The organism is Streptomyces sp. NPDC045470 (assembly GCF_040646595.1).
GTDB lineage: Bacteria > Actinomycetota > Actinomycetes > Streptomycetales > Streptomycetaceae > Streptomyces.
The window spans coordinates 1092600-1111558 of the sequence record NZ_JBEZAN010000001.1 but is presented as its reverse complement, the minus strand read 5'-3'; the positions used below and the strand labels follow the sequence as shown (position 1 = coordinate 1111558).

General features: G+C 72.5%; 13 protein-coding genes. All 13 read right to left on the bottom strand.

Going from position 1 to position 18959, the window contains the following annotated elements:
• Nucleotides 1–14 precede the first annotated feature (14 nt).
• Nucleotides 15–1415: a VWA domain-containing protein gene (locus AB0A97_RS04800; RefSeq protein ID WP_361144399.1), complete on the bottom strand. Its 1401-nt coding sequence runs from the start codon at nucleotides 1413–1415 to the stop codon at nucleotides 15–17.
• A gap of 204 nt (nucleotides 1416–1619) precedes the next feature.
• Nucleotides 1620–2894, bottom strand: a complete 1275-nt coding sequence (locus tag AB0A97_RS04795; RefSeq protein WP_361144396.1) for a PP2C family serine/threonine-protein phosphatase — start codon at nucleotides 2892–2894, stop codon at nucleotides 1620–1622.
• Between the two features lie 637 nt (nucleotides 2895–3531).
• Nucleotides 3532–6618 carry a tetratricopeptide repeat protein gene (locus tag AB0A97_RS04790; protein WP_361144393.1) on the bottom strand — a complete coding sequence of 1029 codons (3087 nt, stop codon included), beginning with the start codon at nucleotides 6616–6618 and terminating at the stop codon, nucleotides 3532–3534.
• Nucleotides 6615–7964: a hypothetical protein gene (locus AB0A97_RS04785; RefSeq protein WP_361144390.1), complete on the bottom strand. Its 1350-nt coding sequence runs from the start codon at nucleotides 7962–7964 to the stop codon at nucleotides 6615–6617. Before AB0A97_RS04785 ends, AB0A97_RS04790 begins: the two co-directional genes overlap by 4 nt.
• 462 nt (nucleotides 7965–8426) lie before the next feature.
• A complete protein-coding gene (locus AB0A97_RS04780; protein ID WP_361144387.1) occupies nucleotides 8427–9416 on the bottom strand; it encodes a glutamate ABC transporter substrate-binding protein in 990 nt (329 codons plus the stop codon).
• A gap of 20 nt (nucleotides 9417–9436) precedes the next feature.
• A complete protein-coding gene (locus tag AB0A97_RS04775; RefSeq protein ID WP_361144384.1) occupies nucleotides 9437–10927 on the bottom strand; it encodes a hypothetical protein in 1491 nt (496 codons plus the stop codon).
• Nucleotides 10928–11315: 388 nt separating this feature from the next.
• Nucleotides 11316–12299 carry a BadF/BadG/BcrA/BcrD ATPase family protein gene (locus AB0A97_RS04770; protein ID WP_361145282.1) on the bottom strand — a complete coding sequence of 328 codons (984 nt, stop codon included), beginning with the start codon at nucleotides 12297–12299 and terminating at the stop codon, nucleotides 11316–11318.
• Nucleotides 12300–12418: 119 nt separating this feature from the next.
• Entirely contained in the window at nucleotides 12419–13711 is a 1293-nt protein-coding gene (locus tag AB0A97_RS04765; protein WP_361144382.1) for a 6-phospho-beta-glucosidase, read from the bottom strand.
• A 7-nt stretch (nucleotides 13712–13718) separates the two neighbouring features.
• Nucleotides 13719–14627, bottom strand: coding sequence for a carbohydrate ABC transporter permease (locus AB0A97_RS04760; protein WP_361144379.1), 909 nt, complete (start codon nucleotides 14625–14627; stop codon nucleotides 13719–13721).
• A 6-nt stretch (nucleotides 14628–14633) separates the two neighbouring features.
• Nucleotides 14634–15626: a sugar ABC transporter permease gene (locus tag AB0A97_RS04755; RefSeq protein ID WP_361144376.1), complete on the bottom strand. Its 993-nt coding sequence runs from the start codon at nucleotides 15624–15626 to the stop codon at nucleotides 14634–14636.
• Between the two features lie 12 nt (nucleotides 15627–15638).
• Nucleotides 15639–16976: an ABC transporter substrate-binding protein gene (locus tag AB0A97_RS04750; RefSeq protein WP_361144374.1), complete on the bottom strand. Its 1338-nt coding sequence runs from the start codon at nucleotides 16974–16976 to the stop codon at nucleotides 15639–15641.
• A 148-nt stretch (nucleotides 16977–17124) separates the two neighbouring features.
• Nucleotides 17125–18261, bottom strand: coding sequence for an ROK family transcriptional regulator (locus AB0A97_RS04745; protein WP_361144371.1), 1137 nt, complete (start codon nucleotides 18259–18261; stop codon nucleotides 17125–17127).
• Nucleotides 18262–18448: 187 nt separating this feature from the next.
• Nucleotides 18449–18820, bottom strand: a complete 372-nt coding sequence (locus tag AB0A97_RS04740; RefSeq protein WP_361145279.1) for an ATP-binding protein — start codon at nucleotides 18818–18820, stop codon at nucleotides 18449–18451.
• Nucleotides 18821–18959 lie beyond the last annotated feature (139 nt).

The window sequence follows — 18959 nt, the reverse complement described above, 5'->3', positions numbered from 1 at the left end:
AGTACGTCTAGTTGTTATTTCTTGACGCGAACTGTCTTGGTCGAGCGCGTTTCGAGCGTCATCTCGTCCGCCTCTGTGACCTTCGCCTTCAGTCGCACAGTACCGGTCGCCGCATCGACGACGTCCACCACCTTCGCAAGCAGTTTCGCAGTGTCCTCGTTCCCGGACGCGCTCGCCAGTTGCACGGCCCGGCCCAGTTTCGCCGTGGCGCCGTCCGCATCGCCCGACTTGCGGGCATCCAGTCCCTGCTGGATGACCTGGGCCAGTTCGGCCTGTCCCGTGTAGTGGGCGACGTGGGGGTTGATACTGGTCGAAGCGGTCATGTCGTCCGTCCAGATCGCGCGTACGAGCCCCTGGGCCAGGGTCTGCGTGCCACCGTCGGGTGCGGGGAGGACGAGCGAGATCCGCGCGGCCAGCATCTCCTGGCCCACTTCGGCGGCCCGGACGCGTACGCACACGTGGTAGTCGCGGGACTCGTCGCCCCAGGAACCTGTCGGATAGTCGCCGGTCCGCGGGCCGGATTCGGTACGGCGGCCGGTCAGGTCCTCGACGGCCGGTGCCACCTGTTTCACGAAGGCCACCTGCGCGCCCTGCGGGGTCCACAGCCGCAGGGTGACGTCCGCCACCTCCTTGCCCATCGCGGCCTCCATCATCCGTGTGAAGTCGGCGGCCAGCCCGGCCGGGTCGGCGACGATGTCGGCCGTGCCGAGCAGCGCCGAGGCGACGCCGGTGACCTCCTTGACCTCCCAGTCCGTACCGACGCCGCGGGCGTCGCAGGTGAAGCGGCCGGCGCAGGCGTCGAGGGTGGCGCGCAGTTCCTGGGGCGACTCGTGTTCGTTGCGTCCGTCGGTGAGCAGGATGCCGTGCCGGACGGCGACGTCCGCGTCGGCCAGCAGCCGGTCGGCCAGCCGTAGCCAGGTGCCGATGGCGGTGCCGCCGCCGGCGCTCAGCTTGCGCAGTGCCTCCTTGGCCTGCGCGCGGGTCGTCGGGCCGGCGGTGGCGAGCCGCCCGCCGCCCGGGTAGACCTCGGCGGCCTGGTGCGTACCGGCCACCACGGCGAAGGCGACGCCGTCCCGTACGGTGTCGATCGCGGCGGCCGTCGCGTCGCGCGCGTTGCGCATCTTGGTGGGCGGGTAGTCCATCGAGCCGGAGCAGTCCACCATGATCACGACGCCGGCGTGCCGTACGCCGCCGTGGCTGCGGGCGGCTCCGGCCCCGGCTCCGGTTCCGGCCCCGCTCCCGCTCCCGGCTGGGTCCGTACCGGCTGCGAAGAGCGGCAGCCGACCGCTGGTGCCGCCCCCGGTGGCGGTGACGGTGACGATGGCGTTCACCTCGCGCCCGCCCTCGGGCAGGTACGCGTTCTGGTACACCTCGGCGGCGAACCGCGGCACGCCGGACTTGGAGAAATTGGCCATCTGTTCCGCTCCTTTGTGCCGCCGCGAGGCTCCGCAGCGCAGTCGTCGCGGCGGTGAAGAGACACCTGGGCGGGCGGAAGTCCCCGTGACCATCCCCCCGTTGGCGCCTTGCTCCTGATACGGGTCAGCCGGGCGGGGCCGGGAGCAGCACGGCTCCCGGCCACCGTGGCCGACGAGGGCGGGTGGCGCGCCCCGGGCGGACGCTCAGGCCGATCCTGCCCGTCCCGGTGGCGCCGGGAACGGCATCACCGCCACTGTTACGTTGTCGTGGCCCCCACCGGTGAGTGCGTGGGCGACCAGGGTCCGCGCGCTGTGCAGCGGCCGGTCGTGCGCATCCTCCGGCAGCACCGCGGCCAGTTGCTCCGCGGCCTCGGCGTAGTTCCACAGCCCGTCCGTGCACACCACCACTACACCCGGTCCGTCGGGCTTGAAGGAAGCGGTGTGCGGTTCGAGTTCGTACGCGTCGGCGCCGAGCCAGCCCGTGATGGCGTGCGCCCGGTCGTCCGCGTACGCCTCCGCCTCCGACATCAGGTTGTTGGCGACCATCTGCGCCGCCCAGGAGTCGTCCTCGGTGAGGCGGACGGCGGGCGCGCTGCGGTCGTCGGGGACCCAGTACGCGCGGCTGTCGCCGACCCAGCCGATGACGAGCAGCCCACCGCCGACCACCGCGCCGACGAACGTGCAGGCGGGGGCGTTCTGCTGGCGGTACGGGTCGTGCTGCTGGGCCTGGTTGGGCACGGCGGCCAGGGCATTGACGGACTTGGCGGCGGCGAGGATCGCCTCGTGCATGGCCCGCTGCGGGTGCGTACCGCCGGGCAGGGCGGCCAGCAGCGTCCGCGCCGCCACGCCGGACGCGGCGGCGGACGCGTCGTCGGGCCGAGAGGCGGAGGAGACGCCGTCGCAGACGATGGCGAGTACGGCGGGCGAGCCGTCCGGCAACGCTCCCTCGGCGACCGCGAAGAAGTCCTCGTTGCGGTGGTGGCGGCGGCCCCGGTCGGTGACCGCGGCCACACCCGGGAGCTCCCGCTCCATGTGGTCGCGTTCGCGTGGCTGGGCGTGGCCGCAGTTCTCGCAGTAACCGTCGCCGGTGACCGTCCCCGCGTGGCAGAGCGCGCAGATACGGGTGCCTTGGGCGGGGGTCTGGTGTTCAGGGGTGGGGGAGGAGACGGCGGGAGTGGCGGAGGGGTGGGCTGGTGTTTCTGCCGGTCCGCCGGGCGCCTGCGGGCCGGGGCCGGTCGGGTTGGTCGGACCGGTCGGGCCGGTCGGGCCGGGCTCCGGGCCGGTGCCGCTCGCGTCCGCTGAGCGGTGCGCTGCCTCGGCGGCGAGGTCGTAACCGGCGATACGGGGGTCCGGCGCTCCGCCGTGGGAGGCGGCGGCCTGGTGCGCATGGCCTCCGTACGGACTGCCGGCCGATGGCGGAACGCTTGCCTCCGCATGGGGTGCCCAGGACTGTGCGTCGCCCTGCGCGTGAGTCTGCACGCCGACCCCGGCCGGCGCGTGGGCCCGCTGCCCTCCTTGTACGTAGTCCGGCGAGGCCGGCGGCGGTACGGGGGCGTGCGGTGGGTGTGGGGTGTGTGAGGTGTGTGGGGCGTGCGGGACGTGTGGGGTCTGCACCGATCCGTTCGCGTGGGCCGGTCCCGACGCGTACGCGGGTCCGCTGTCGTGCCGGGCTTCCGCGTCGTACGACGGGGTCGGCCCGCCGTACGACGGAGCCGGGACAGGCGCGGCCACCGGTGGCGGGGCGACTGCCGGCGGCGAGACGGACGGCGACGGCGGTACGGACGACGAGGGCGGCGAGGACGGCACGGACGGCGACGCCGGAACCTGCCCCGGAGCCCCCGGAGCTCCCGGAGCCCCCGGGCCCTCTTGCCCCACCACCGCCCCTCCCGCCCCCGGCATCAAGAACGACGCGGGCAGCGCCACGGGTCCCGGCGGGGCGGCCCCCGCCCCGGACGCGGGATGCGCCGTGTCGCCCAGCGGGACCGTGGGGCGGTCACCGGCCCCGCCCGGCCCGGCGGGTGCCACCACGTCGGCGCCGCAGAATCCGCAGTAGTTGTCCCCCGGTTCGAGCGGCTCGCTGCAGCTCGCACACCGGAACGGCCCTGTCACACCCATGTCACACCCACGTCCTGGGGCGGAAGCGGTTGGCCCGTTCCACCAGCTCGATCCTTTCCTCGCCGCGCTGCGCCAGCCGGGCGAGCAGTCTGAACGACCGCTCCAGGCCGAACCGCAGGCCGCGTTCGTCCAGTGCGCTGCCGAGCAGACCGGGCCGGGCGGCGGTGCCGCCGGAGCCGGGGCCGGGGGCCCCGGACGGCAATGTACGCCCCTGCTGCTCGGCACCGCGGCTACCGGAGAGTACCCAGTCGAGGGCACAGCCCAGCACCTCGGTCGTCAGTTGTTCGCGGCGCTCCGCGTCCAGCCCGGAGTCCGCCAGCCGCTCGACCTGCTCGGCCGCCGACCGCAGGTCCTCCAGCAGTGCGTCGTGGCCGGGGCGTTGCCGCAGCCGGGCCCGGATGGCCGCGATGCGCGCCGCAGTGTAGTGAATGGAGGACTCCGGTACGGATTCCAGGGCGGCCACGGCCCCGGCCCGGTCGCCGGCCGCCAGCCGCACCCGGGCCAGTCCGAACGCCGCGCTGACGTAACTGTGGTCGGTGGCCCACACCAGCCGGTAGTACTCCGCCGCGTTGTCCAGTTGCCCCAGCACCTCGGCGCAGACGGCGAGCGCCAGCTTCGGCGCCGGCTCGCCGGGGAAGGCGTCGTACATCGCGTCGAACGACAGGGCCGCCGTCTCGTGGTCGTCGTTCGTCAGCGCCACCAGGCCGCGGTACCAGACCACCCGCCAGTCCTCGTCCCAGCCCTGGCCGGGCTCGGTCTCGACGGCGCGCAGTTCGCGCAGGGCCGCCGCGCCGTCCCCCGTCTCCAAGTGGGCCCGCAGCCTGCGCAGCCGGATTTCCATGGTGTCGGCGGGGGCCGCGCGCAGGGCGCTGACCAGTTCGGCGGGGGCGGCGGCCAGCAAGCCGGCCAGGAAAGCCGCGTTCGGGTCGGCGGGATCGACGCGCGGTACGGGCAGGGCGAGTACGGCGAGGCCGGTGTCGAGCGGACGGAGAGCGGGCGCGCCGCGTACGCCGCCGGGTGTCACGGCAGCCACCCCGGCGGTGCTTCCGGCAGCGCTTCCCGTGGTGCTTCCGGAGGCGGACGTGGTGACGGGCTCGGCCACCGTTCCGGTCGTCGTTCCGGCGGCGCCGCTCATCGTCTGCGGGCCGGTGGCCGACGTGACTTCGTAGGCCACCTGCGCGGGAACAGCGGCCTGGGAGGCGGCGGCCTGCCGCGCGGAGACGCCGACCGCAGCCGTACCACCGCTCCCACCTGTACCCCCATCCGTACCCACACCCCCAGGCGCCCCGATCCCGATGGCCGGGCCGACCACCGACTTCCCCTTCCGCCCCACCCACCCCTTCCGCCCCTTCTGCCGCACCGGAACCGCACGCGCACCGAGCAGCGACGTATCCCCCTCCGCGCGCGCCACCACGTCCGTGTCCACGACACGCAGCTCCGGCCCGAACAGCGTGGAGAGCGCGGGCCGCTGTTCGCCCGTCCGGAGCGCCATGACCTCCCGCAGCACCCCCGTGAGCTGCTCGGCCATCTCCTCCGCCGACGAGAACCGCCGCGCCGGGTCGGGATCGGTGGCCCGTACCAGCAGCCGGTAGAAGGACTCGTACGTGCGGAAGACCTCGATGTTGTCCGGGTCGGGCAGCGAGTCCACGAAGACGTTGGTGTAGCCCTGGAAGTCGAAGGTGAGCACGGCGAGGGTGCGGGCGACCGTGTAGAGGTCGGAGGCGACGGACGGGCCCGTGGCGGCGACCTCGGGCGCCTGGTAGCCGATCGTGCCGTAGATCGCGCTCTCGTCGTCGTCCATCCGGCGGACCGCGCCCATGTCGATCAGCTTGAGCTGGTCGTTCTGCTGGATGGCGTTGTCCACCTTGAAGTCGCAGTACAGGAGGTTGCGGCTGTGCAGGTGGCCGAGCGCCTCCAGGGCCTCGATGCCGTATGCGCACGCCTGCTCGACCGGCAGCGGATCGCGGCGGCCGTGCGCCGTACGCCGCTCGTTGGCGATGTCCTTGAGGGACTTCCCGCCGACGTACTCCATGACGATGTAGCCGTCCAGGCTGCCGGTCGTACGGTCCAGGTGCTCGACGAAGTTGTAGATGCGGACGATGTTGGAGTGCTCGATCTCGGCGAGGAAGCGGCGTTCGGACGCGGCCACGGCGAGGGCTTCCTCGTCGCCGGTGTCCAGCAGACCCTTGAGGACCACCCACCGGTCGGAGACGGCGCGGTCGATCGCCAGGTAGATCCAGCCCAGACCGCCGTGTGCCAGGCAGCCGACGACCTCGTAGCTGCCGTGCACCACGTCGCCGGGGCGCAGCTTGGGCACGAAGCTGTACGGATGGCCGCACTTGGTGCAGAAACCTTCCGTACGGCCCGGGCGGTCACCGCGGGCCCGGCCCACCGGCGCGCCGCAGTCGCCGCGGCTGCAGAACCGCTTCCGCTCGGGGACCTCCGGGTTCTCCAGGACGGCCGTACGCGGGTCGGGACGCGGTACTTCCGGTATTGCCACCAAACCGGCTCCCAGCCGCCCGCGGGACGGTCCGGACCCGGTACCGGAACCGCGGCCCGCGCTGCGTACCGACACGGACATCGAGCGCGTCGAGGCGCCCGGCAGGGCGCGGGAGAGGCGGCCGGAGACGGAGCGCCGCGAGGTCGAGGAACGGGCGGAGCCGGAAGCGGAAGCGGACGTACGCCCGCCGGCGGACGTCCCGGAGACGGAACCGCGCCCCTCCGCCGCCCCGGCCCCGGCGGAGCCACTGGCCCTGCCGGCCCCGCCCGCCCCACCGGAGCCCGCCGAACCGTCAGGACCGAGACGACCACCGGCCCCGCCCGCCCCACCCGAACCAGCAAATCCCTCCGAACCAGCAAATCCCCCCGAACTCTCATACCCCCCGGGTTCCCCGAACCCCACCCCTCCGGCCGCCCCCCGCCCCGCCGCCGTGACCCCCGTGGGCGGCGAGCCGACCATCCCTTCCGGCGACACGACCGGCGCCAGGCCGCACGTGTCGCAGTACCGTTCGCCGCCGCCCACGTCCTCGTACGTGCCCGGGCACTCGCGTCGCTGGCACGGGACGCCGCCGGTCCGCTCCTCGCTCATGTTCCCCCCTGTGATCCGTCCGCCGGTCCGCGGTCCGGTCCCGGTGGCTGGAGCGCCTCGGCCACCGTCCGCTGGTAGCGCAGTACCGCCTGTTCGGCCACCCGCAGGTCGCACGGCGCGCTCCACAGCATCCGCCGCGCGGCGTCGTAGCGCTCGATCAGCAGCGGGTCCTCGGCCAGGCCGTGCCGTGCGGCCTTCGCCTTGTACGCGTCCAGGCGGCCGCGGAGTTCGGCCCGTACGGCCAGTGGGGCGGTGACCGCCGTCAACGATTCGCGGGCGCGGTGCAGTTCGTCATCGGCGCGTTGTTCGAGGCTGTCGAGCAAGGGGGAGAGGCGGTGCCACTGGGCGTGCCGGCGGTACTCGGCCGCGGTGGCCAACTGCTCGTGCAGCGCCGTGGACGGGCCACTGACGGCGGGTACCTCGGAGGCGGCGATCTTCGCGAGCACCTCGCCGCGGGCCTGCCGCGCCTCGGTGAGCGTCCGGTCCGCGCGGGAGAGCACGTCGCGCAGTTGCATCAGCCGGCGCTCGGCGTCCTGCCGTACGTCCAGGACCGCTTCGATCTCCCGCCGGGCGTCCTCCAGGGCGAGCGCCGCGCGGTCGTAGCGGGCGGTGTCCGGGCGGCCGCCGCCGGGCGCGGCGCTGCGGTCGGCGTCCGGGACCCAGTAGGCCAGCGGGTCGGACACCACCTGGGCGCGCAGTTGGGTCAGTTCGTACGTGATGCGCTCCAGATCGTCGCCGGTCGGGTGCTCCCCGGGGCGTACGCCGACCGACCGCGCGAGGGACAGGGTCCGGCGCAGCTCGGCGGCGAGCAGGTCTATCCGGGCGGGCAGCGTGGACCATACGGCGTCGGCGGACACGATCACGTCCAGCGCCGACGCGTACAGGCCGTTCATCCGCTCGACCAGTTCGTCCAGGCTGAACTGTTCGCTCAGCCGGGCCGGGCCGCCGCCGGGCTGCGGTGAGCCGCCGCCCGCGGCCGCGCCGGAGACGGTGACGCGGGTGCCGCGCAGCAGCTCGGTCAGTTCGGCGAGATCGTCGGGGGACGGCCAGCGACGCCGGGCGCGCAGCTCGCGGGCGGTGGTGAGCGCTTTGGTGTACGCGTCGAAATGCGCCCACAGCACGGTGATGGACTGTTCGGTGGCGGCCCAGCGCTCCTTGGTGAGGCCGGTGAGTTCGGCGCCCTCCAGGAGCCTGCGGCCCGCGTGGTCCTGGAGGGCGAGCAGCGAGGTCTCGATCGCCTCGTACTCGGCAGCGAGCCGGCCCAGGGCGCGGTCCACCTCCTCCCGGCTCAGCACCGGATCTTGGGACTTCCCCGGAGAGCCGGGGAAGGGTCCAGGGGCCCCCATCGATCACCTCTCCAATGTGCGTGCTGTGCGCGGCGGTCGTGACGGTCGCGGTCGTCGCGGTGGTTGCGGCGTGTGCAGCCGGTGCGGCGATTACGGCGGAGCGGGCGCTTCCGTGCGGCGGTACGGGACGGGCGCTGCCGTGCTTCCCGAGCCGCATGCGGGCAACTGCGATCGCCCCAGCCGTATGCGGGCAACCGCGATCGCCCCGGCCGCATGCGAGCAACTGTGTGCCGCCCACCTGCATGCGGTCCTGCCGCACGCCCCTGCTGCCTCCCCTCCCTCCGGCCCCGCGCCCGCGGTGCTCCTTCCATGGTGACGCGACCGGCGGGCGAACGCCGGTCCGCGGCACGCCACCGGCCCGCCACGAGCCACCCGACTCCCGCCCGGCCGACGTGGCCGGGCCGCCCGACCCCGCCGCCCGGCCCCCCCATATGCGCCGCGGCGCCCGCGCCCCCGCACGGATCAGTCGCTGTACTGGGGCTCGGGCGCCTTGGTTATGCCGGGCAGGTCCGCCTGCAGCCACTTCTTGTAGGCGGCCATCCACCGGCTCCCGCTGCCGCCGTCGCGGTAGTCCTCCAGCACCTTGTTGACCCGCCGCACCAGGTCGGTGTCGGCACGGTTGACCGCGACCCCGTACGGCTCGTCGGTGAACGGCTTCCCCTTGAGCTGCACCGTCGGGTCCTGCGCGGCCTGCGCCGCGGCCAGCGCGTTGTCCGTCACCACCGCGTCGGCCTCGCCGAGCTGGAGGCGCACCAGGCAGTCGAGCTGGTTCGGTACGGTCACGACCCGGGCGCCGTGCCGCTCCTCGGCGAGCCGGGCCTCGCCCGTGGAACCCGCCGCCGTACAGACCCGTTTGCCCTTCAGTGAGTCGTCGAAGGCGGTGATCGAGGAGTTCTTCGGCGCGAGGACCTGCTGTCCGCCCTGGAAGTACGCGGTCGAGAAGGCGACCTGGCGTTTGCGGGCGCAGTTGATGGTCATGGTCCGTACGACCAGGTCGACGGTGCGCTCCTGGAGGGCGGGGATGCGCTGGTTGGTGGGGATCGCCCGGAACGTGATCTTCGGGTCGGCGCCGAGGATGTCCTCGGCGATCGCCCGCACCAGGTCGATGTCGAAACCCTCCAGGTCGCCGGTGGCGGGGTTGCGGTAACCCCAGCGGTACGTGTTCTGGTCGACGCCGACGATCAGCCGGCCCCGGGCCTTGATCCGGTCCACCGCGGGGCCGTCGTCCGGGGAGGGCCGCAGGCTCGCGGCGGCGTTGCCGGGGGTGCAGTCCGCGGCCGTGGCGTCGGCGCGCGTGGTGCTCGTCCCGTGCGGCAGAGGGCGGGGTGCCGGGGCGTCCCGGCCGAGCACCGGGACGAGGACGGTGGCTGCCGCCGCCATCACGCACACGCCCGCCGCCACCGGGGCCAGCGCGGCCCGCAGGTTCCGCAGACCCCTCGCGCGCTTCGTCATGTCGCCATCACCAGGCCCCATCACCGGTACTCCGAAAGCCTGCGCCCGATGCCCAGCACCGCGCCCGTCGCCCCCAGGACGGCCAGCACCACGGCACCGGCCACCAGCCCGTCCAGCGCCCCGCGCCCGTCGTCCGCGGCCCGCCGGAACTCCTGCTGCTCATGGGCCAGGGCCTGGGCCAGCCGGCTGTCCACTCGGTCGAAGGACTGGCCGGTCGCCGCCTCGCCGCCGATCACCTTGGCCAGCGCCCGGTCGTAGTCCCCCTGGTCGTCCGCGGCACGGGCCTCGGCGTGCCGCGCCTGCCACTGCCGTACGGTCTCGACCGCTTCCCGGACGGGGCGCCGGCCCGTGTCGTCGTCCGCGAGCGTCAGGGCCGTGCCCAGTCTGCTGTCCGCCGCGGCGGCGCCGGAACGGCCAGGGCCCGCCAGGTCCCGCATGCCGGCGCGGTAGCCGACCTCGTAGAAGTCCTGCTGGTCCTTGGTCACCACGGCGCCGCGCGCGACCAGGGTGAGGTTCTCGTCGCCGCGGGCCTGGAGGGCGTCGATACGGGCCTCGTTGAGGACCTTCAGTGATCTGGCCCCGCTCTCGTACGACGTGTTCATGCCCGAGCGGGCCACGGAGTGCCCGGCCACCAGCCACAGCAGCACGACGGCCGAGGCGGTCGTGGCGGCCAGCAGACCGCGGTTGAACACGCGGTTCGTCCTACGGTAGTTGCGGCGCTGGGCCCAGGTGAGGGCGCCGAGCGCCAGCACCCCGGCGGTGAGCGCGAGCCAGGGCCACGCCTTCGCGGCGTCGTAGTCCTCGCCCAGGCGCGCCGTCTCGGTCGTGTACAACCCGCGCGCCGCCGGGAGGAGTTCGTCGCGCATCTGCGCGTTGGCGTAGCGCAGGTAGGCGCCGCCGAGGGGGAGGCCCTGACGGTTGTTGGTGCGGGCCGTCTCGATCAGGCCCGTGTACCGGGGGAGGAGGCTGTTGAGCTTTCCTATCTGGCGGGCCGCGGCGTCCGAACCGCTGGTGTTGGACGAGGCCTTGGCCAGCAGTCGGGCGGCCGTCGCGATGTCGGTCTCGTACCGCTCGCGGGTGGCCTGGGTCTCCTTGCCGCCCGCCAGGAAACCGGCGGCGGCGGTGGTGTCGGCGTCGGCGAGCGAACGGTAGATGTCCGCGGCGTCGGCGGTCAGCGGCTGGCTGCGCTCCACGACGTCGCGCGCGGCGGCGGACCGGTCGGCGACCTGCCAGGCCGTGGCGGCGCCGAACGCCAGGACGAGGAAGGCCAGTACGGCGCCGATGATCCGCAGCCGTCCGGGCTCGGTCGTGGCCGTGGCCCGGAGCTGGTCCACCCCGTCGGCCCAGGCGGTACGCCGCCGGGCGGCCTGGGCGGGGTCCGCGCCGCCCGGGTACGCACCGCCGAGGCCCGGTCCGGCAGCGGAGCCCGTGCCCGCGGAGGCGGCGGGGGAGCCGGCGGCGCGGCCGGACGGCGACGTCGGCGGCGCAGTGCCGGTCTGCGGGTTGGACACGGAACCTCCCCCTGGTCGCGGACGGCGGCCCCGGCCCCGCGCGACGGGCACACGGGAACAGATGCACGGCCAGCAGTCAGTATGGCCGCAGGGACTGACAACCACACCGTTATTGCCTGGATCATGTGCGGATCAGGCCCCGCCGAATCCTCCCGTCCGGTGGGCTTTTCCCCTGTCCCCGCCCCCCACGACGCGCGGTCCGTCGGCGCGGTTCCCGAAATGGGCACGCGTGTACGGCTTTTCGGCGTACGAGGTTCCGGCGTACGGGCCTTCGCTGTACGAGGTTCCGGCGTACGGTCTCCCGCCTGCGACCTCCCGCGTACAACCGGGCAGCAGCGCACCTCCTCCGGCCCCGGCAACGCCCCCAGCCGAACCCGGCAACGCCCCCTCAGCCGAACTCCTCCCGCACCCGCGCATACGCTTCCGTCCCCGCCCCCGCCCGGTCCAGCGCGTGCAGGGCGGCCCCCAGGACCGGCGGGGCCGTGACCACACGGGGCTCCGCCTTCGGAGCGCGCGCTGCCAGCAGCCGGGTCACCTGGTCGTGCAGGAGCGGGTGCCGTGCGGCCAGGACACCGCCGCCCAGGATCACCGGCGTCCGCTCGTCCAGCAGGCCAAGCCGGTCCAGCGCGACCGACGCCAGCAGCGCGATCTCCTCCGCCTGCCGTGTCACCAGGGCCTGCGCGACCGCGTCGCCGGCGGCGGCCACCGCGAACAGCAGCGGCGTCAGCCCGTAACGGCGCTCACGCGGGATGCGGCCCAGGTGCAGCGCCTCGATCAGTTCCGGCATGGTCGCCAGCCCGAAGTAGGCGGGCACCTCGCGGGCGAGCGCGCTCGGTTCGCCGCGTCCGTCGTCGGCCCGTGCGGCCCACCACAGGGCCTCTTCGGCCAGGTGCCCGCCGCCGCCCCAGTCGCCGGAGATCCGCCCGATGGACGGGAACCGCGCGGTACGGCCGCCGTGTCCCAGCCCCGCGCAGTTGATCCCGGCGCCGCACACCACGGCGACGCCGACCGGTTCGACGCGATCCGGGAGCCCGGCGCGCAGCAGCGCGAAGGTGTCGTTGGCGACCGTGACCGTAGGGGCCCAGCCGTACGAGGTGATCTCCGCGGCCAGTTCGGTCTCCTCGGCGGGGAGGTCGGCGTTGGCCAGGTAGGCCGACACCTGGCCCACCGGGCCGGTCACGCCGGCCCGTTCCCGTACCGCGTCCACCAGTACGGCCAGGTCGCCGACGGCCCGCGCCACGCCGACCACGGGCGGCTGGAAGCCGCCGCCGCGGGCCGTCGCCAGCACCGTCCCGTCCGCGCCGACCAGCGCCACGTCGGTCTTGCTGTTGCCCGCGTCGACGGCGAGCGCCAGGCCGTCGGCGGCGCGCACCGGAGCATCGGCGGCACGCGCCGGAGCGTCGGCGCCCGGACCGGCGGAGGACGACGTGCACGCGCCCCCGGCCACCGCCCGGCCCTCCCCGGCCACCACCCCGCCCCCCTCGGCTTCGCTCAGAGCCACGTGAGGTGCTCCCGGTTGTGCGCGATCAGTTCGTCGGTCAGCCGGTCCGCGTACGCGATCCGGCCGATGAGCGGGTGGGCGAGCAGCGCCTCGAAGATCCGGTCCCGGCCGCCCTTGAGGGCCGCTTCCAGCGCCAGGTGCTCGTACGCGGTGACGTTGGCGATCAGCCCGGAGTACAGCGGTTCCAGCGGTCGTACGGGCAGCGGCTTCGCCCCGGACGCGTCCACCGTCGCCGGTACCTCGATCACCGCGTCGTCGGGCAGGAACGGCAGCGTGCCGTTGTTGAACGTGTTGACGATCTGCACGTCCCCGGTGTCGCTGAGCAGCGCGGAGGTCAGTGCCACGGCCGCCTCCGAGTAGAACGCGCCGCCGCGCTTGCCCAGGAGTTCCGGCTTCTCGTCCAGCGTCGGGTCGCCGTACATGTCCAGCAACTGCTTCTCGATGGCCGCGACCTCCGCCGCGCGCGACGGCTTGCTGCGCAGCTCCTCCACGACCTCGTCGTGCTGGTAGTAGTAGCGCAGGTAGTACGACGGCACGACGCCGAGCCGGTCCACGAGGGATCGCGGCATGTGCAGGTCCTCGGCGATGGCCGTGCCGTGCTCGGCGATCAGCCGGGGCAGCACGTCCTCGCCGTCCACCTTCACGGACCGTTCCCACGTCAGGTGGTTCAGCCCGACGTGTTCCAGCTCGACCCGCTCCGGGGCGATGCCGAGCAGCCGCGCGAACTTCCGCTGGAAGCCGATGGCCACGTTGCACAGGCCGACGGCCTTGTGGCCGTGCGACAGCAGGGCCCGGGTGACGATGCCGACGGGGTTGGTGAAGTCCACGATCCACGCGTCGGGGTTGCGGCGGCGGATGCGCTCCGCGATGTCCAGGACGACCGGGACGGTGCGCAGCGCCTTGGCCAGCCCGCCCGCGCCGGTCGTCTCCTGCCCGACACAGCCGCACTCCAGCGGCCAGGTCTCGTCCTGGTTGCGGGCGGCCTGCCCGCCCACGCGCAGTTGGAGCAGGACGGCGTCGGCGCCGTCCACGCCGGCGTCGACGTCGGACGTCCACGAGATCCGGCCCGGGTGCCCCTGCCGGGCGAAGATCCGCCGGGCCAGGCCGCCGACCAGGTCCAGCCGGTCGGCGGCCGGGTCGATCAGGACCAGTTCCGCCAGCGGCAGCGCGTCCCGCAGCCGGGCGAACCCGTCGATGAGTTCGGGGGTGTAGGTCGATCCTCCACCGACCACGGCGATCTTGAGATGGGGGTGCGGGGGCGTTCCCCCGGCGGACGACAGCATGAATCGATCAGCCCTTCACTCCGGTGAGCGTGACGCCTTCGACAAAAGCCTTCTGGGCGAAGAAGAAGACGATGATGACGGGAGCCATGACGAGCAGGGTCGCGGCCATGGTCAGGTTCCAGTTGACGCTGTGCGCGCTCTTGAACGATTCGAGTCCGTAACTCAACGTCCAGGCGGCGGGATTCTGTGCGGCGTAGATCTGCGGGCCGAAATAGTCGTTCCAGCAGTAGAAGAACTGGAACAGTGCGACCGCGGCGATCCCCGGCTTCGCCATCGGCACGACGATGCGCAGGAGGGTGCGGACCTCGCCGCAGCCGTCCACCTTCGCCGACTCCAGATACTCCTGCGGAATCGTCAGCAGGAACTGCCGCAGCAGGAAGATGGAGTACGCGTCACCGAACGCCATCGGGATCAGCAGCGGCCACAGCGAACCGGACAGGTGCAGTTGCTGCGCCCACACCAGGTACATCGGGATGACGATGACCTGCGGCGGCAGCATCATCGTCGAGATCACCAGGACCATCGCCGTACGGCGGCCACGGAAACGGAACTTGGCGAGCGCGTACGCCACCGGGATCGCCGAGCAGACGGTGAAGAGCGTGCCCAGCCCCGCGTACATCAGCGAGTTCTTCCACCAGTCCAGGAAACCCGGGGTGGTGAAGACCGTCGCGTAATTCGACCAGTTCCATTCGTGCGGCCACAGTTCACCGCTCATCGCCTGGTCGTCGCTCATGACGGACGTCAGGAAGACGAACACGAACGGCAGCACGAAGAACAGCGCGGCGGCGATGGCGACGGCGTGCACGGCGATCCAGTGCAGCAGCCGCTTGCGGCGGGCGCGGGCCGCGGCGGGCCCCCGGTCGGTGGAGCCGGTACGGGCCGGCGCGCTGCCCGCCCTCAGGGTCGTCGTGGTCATGTCGGTTCAGTCCTCCGCCGGGAGCAGGCCGGCGCGCTTGCGCATCAGCAGGGTGGTGACGGCCATCGCGATCACGAAGAGCACGAGCGAGAGCACGCACGCGGCGCCCGTGTTGAAGTTCTGGAAGCCGAGCGAGTAGACGAGCTGCGGCACGGTGAGGGTGGAGTGGTCGGGGTACCCGGGCTGGATGACCGAGCCGGGGCCGATGTTCACGCCGGAGGCCAGCTTCCCGGCGACCAGCGCCTGCGTGTAGTACTGCATGGTCTGCACGACGCCGGTGACCACCGCGAACATCACGATCGGCGTGATCGACGGCCAGGTCACGTACCGGAACCTGGCCAGGGCGCCGGCCCCGTCCAGCTCGGCAGCCTCGTACTGCTCCTTCGGTACGTCCAGCAGTGCCGCCATGAAGATCACCATCAGGTCGCCGATGCCCCAGAGGGACAGCATGACCAGCGACGGCTTCGCCCAGGCCGCGTCGTTGAACCAGCCGGGCGCCGGGATGCCGACGGCCTCCAGGAGCCCGTTGACCGGTCCGGTGCCGGGATTCAGCAGGAAGACGAACGCGACCGTCGCCGCGACCGGCGGGGCGAGGTACGGCAGGTAGAAGGCGGTACGGAAGAATCCGACACCCGACTTGATCTTCGTGACGAGCAGCCCGATCCCCAGCCCGAAGACCACGCGCAGCGCCACCATCACCACGACCAGCCACAGCGTGTTCCACAGTGCCGGGCCGAACAGTGGCATCTGCGTGAAGACGTACTTCCAGTTCCGCAGCCCGACGAACGACGGCTGCTGGATCTGGTTGTAGTGCATGAACGAGAAATAGACGGTGGCGAGGAGCGGATAGCCGAAGAAGACGCTGAAACCGACCAGCCAGGGGGAGAGGAAACCGAGCGTACGCAGCCGCTGCCGGATGTGCTTGCGGCGCAGCGCGGGAGCTTTGGGACCCGGCGCGGCGGCGACCGCCGGACGCTCGGGGGATTCGACGAGGGACATGGCAGGACTCCGTCAGTTCACGGACTGGAGATTGTCGGCGTCTATCTGGGCATCGAGCTCGCGCAGGCCCTTGTCGAGGTCGGGCACTTTTCCGGCCTCGACGGAATACGAGAAGTCCTGCAGCGACACCACGTACTGCCCGCCGTTGACGGACGGCGGCAGCGCCGTACTGTGCGGGTTCCGCGCGATGTCGAGGAACGTGCGGAACGACGGGTCGGCATCGAGTTTCGGCGAGTTGAGGGCCTCGATGGTGGACGGCACATTGCGGATGGCGTTGGCGAACCGCACCACCTGGTCCGTGTCCACCGTCAGGAACCGCACCAGCTCCCACGCCGCGTTCTGGTGCTTGCTGCTGTGCGCGATTCCCGCGACCGTGCCGGTCAGAAAGCCCCGGCCGTACGTCTCCGGCTGATCGTCCGGCACCGGCAGCGGCGCCGTCCCCCAGTCGAACTTCGCCTTCGCGTCCTTCAGCATCAGACCGCGCCACTCGCCGTCCAGATGCATCGCCGCCTTCTGTGTCATGAAGGAACTTTGCGACGACATCTCGTCACCGAACGACGTACGGAACTTCTCCAGCGCGGCATAACCGCCCTGTACGTCCATCAGCTCACGCTGCGTCGCGAAGAACTGCTTGCTGCTCGGGTCCTTCGACAGCCGCGCCTTCCCTTTGCTGTCGAAATAGGTCGGCCCCCACTGCGCGAACAGCCGGTCCGGGCTGTTCTGGTACAGCCGGAAGTTCGGTACGAACCCGGCGCGCTCCAGCGACCCGTTCGGCTTCCGCTTGGTCAGTTTGGCCGCGTCGCGCTTGAACTCGGACATGGTGCGCGGCGGCCGCTCGATACCGGCCTCCTTGAACGCGTCCTTGTTGTAGTACAGCCCGTAGGAGTCCGCGAGCAGCGGCAGGGCGCACTGATTTCCCTGGTATTGCGTGTAGTCCAGGAAGGTCTTGGGGAAGACCTTCGCCTTCTCCACCCCCGTCTTCTTCATGAACGGGTCGAGATTCACCCACATGCCGGACGAGCAGTACTGCCCCACGTTGTTGGTGGTGAACGACGACACCACGTCCGGAGCGTCGTCTCCGCCGGCCCGCAGCGCCTGGTTCACCGTCGCGTCGCTGACGTTGCCGACCGTTTCCACCGTGATGTTCGGATGCAGTTTCTCGAAGCGGGCGATACTGTCGTCGATCGCCTTCACCTCGGCGGTGTTGGACCAGCCGTGCCAGAACTTCAGCGTGACGGGCTGGGTGGGATCGTCGCGATCGCTGCCGACGCTCGGATTGGCACAGCCCGAAAGAATCAGACCGGCTCCGGCGAGCGCCGCCGACAGGCAGATGCGCATACGCGGACGCATGGCGGACTTCCTTTACGGCAGGGGTGGTGACAGAAGGTGCTGCGGGTGTTGAGGTGCGCGGGAATTGCGGCGCCCGCGACCGCGCCGACGCTGGCGGTGCGGTGGCCGGAGGATAATCGGCCCGTCACGTCACCGCTGTACCGTCTCATCAGGCCGTGTCGAACACGGTGTTACGCGCCTCGGCGAGCGCCGTTCGCAGCGCGCCGATGAGAATCGGGTTCCCCTCGATATTGCTGAGGCGGAGTTCCGGCCGGGGAAGCGCCAGCCCGGTGAACTCCCCCTCGACCAGTTCCCGCAGGGGCTCGCCGCCCGCCTGGGCGACCTCGCCGGAGAGCACCACCAGCCGGGGGTCCACGACGGCGACCACCGCGGCCAGCCCGGTCGTGAGCCGCCGCGCGACCTCGGCCCGCACCCCGTCGTCGGCCAGCGCCTCCTCGACCGTACGAGCGTCGCGTACCCCGTACTCCCGGGCCAGTTCCACCACGCTCGGCGCCCCGACCAGGCGCTGGAAGCCTCCGCCGGCGTCCGGCCGGGCCGCGCTGCGGTCGCCGTCCCGCGCGAGCGGCGCGTCCGGCAGCGGCATGTAGCCGATCTCGCCCGCGCCACCGGTGGCCCCGCGCAGCAACTGCCCGCCGAGCACGATGGCCGCACCGACCCCCTCGTCGGCCCACACCAACACGAAGTCATCGACATCCTGCGCGGCGCCGTCGTGCTGCTCGGCGACCGCTGCCAGATTCACATCGTTCTCGATGAGGATCGGCACGCCCAGCACCCCGGCCAGCTCTTCTCGGAGCGTCCGCGACTGCCAGCCGGGCAGGTGCGGCGCGTACCGCAGCACCCCGGTCTGCGGATCGAGCGCGCCCGGCGTCCCGATCACCGCCCCGTGCAGCCGCTCCCGCTCCAGACCGGCCTTGGCCAGCGCGCCGTCCACGGCGGCCGCCACCAGTCGCGCCGTCCTGCTCGGCGCACCCTCGCCCACGGCATCCGTACCGACCCGCTCCTCACCGAGCACCCGCCCGGTGACATCGGCGACCGCGGCGGTGATCCCGCCCTGGTCGACGGCGAGCGCGGCCACGTACGCGGCGTCCGGAGCGACCTCGTACAGCTGGGCGTTCGGCCCCGGCCGCCCGGTCACGTTCCCCGTCGTCCGCACCAGGCCGGCCGCCTCCAGCCGCCCCAGCAACTGCGATGCGGTGGGCTTGGACAGCCCGGTCAGCTCTCCGATCTGGGTCCGCGTCAACGGCCCCTGCGCCACGAGCAGGTCGAGCGCGGCCCGGTCGTTCATGGCCCGCAACACCCGCGGCGTCCCAGGGGTCCCCTGCCCGCCCTGCCCTCCGGCCATGACGCCCGCCCCGCCCTTCGCTGCGCGATCTGTTAGGAAAGTTTCCAATCGATGCACAGGAACGTAAGCGCCGCGTCAGTACGCCGTCAATGGGTCTGGACCACTGAGTTTCAGCGCCGCCCGGACGGTCTTACCCTGCCCCGGCCTGACGGTCACGCCCCGCCCGTCCGCGAGCGTGCTGACGATCACCATGACCCGGCCGTGCCCGTCGAGCAGCTTCGGCACCCGGACGACCGGGGCGCCGCCCCCCGGCGTCCGATACTTCGACGCGCAGCGCCGCCTGGTCGAGCGCGAACCGCACCTCGTTCCATCGCCCCGGCCCGCTGGCGGCCGGCACCGCGTTCACCGTCAGCTCGCCGAGAATCAGCTCACCGGTCTCGACGGTCGCGGGGCCGAGTTCCTGGGCAGCCGCCCACTCCCGATAGGCCGCACGCGCCCGGCCGGGGCTGCGCCGGTTCCGCGGGAAGTGATGGGTCACGGGGGCTGGGCGAAGCAGTGACATCTCGTTCATGGCGAAACCCTCGAAGGGGATGAGGACGGACGTACAGCAGACCGCACCCGGGCGGCCACTTCGAGCAACGTTTCTCGCTGCCACGAAAGGGTGAAGTTGTGTTGCACCCCGCGCTTGCGAGTCGCCAAAC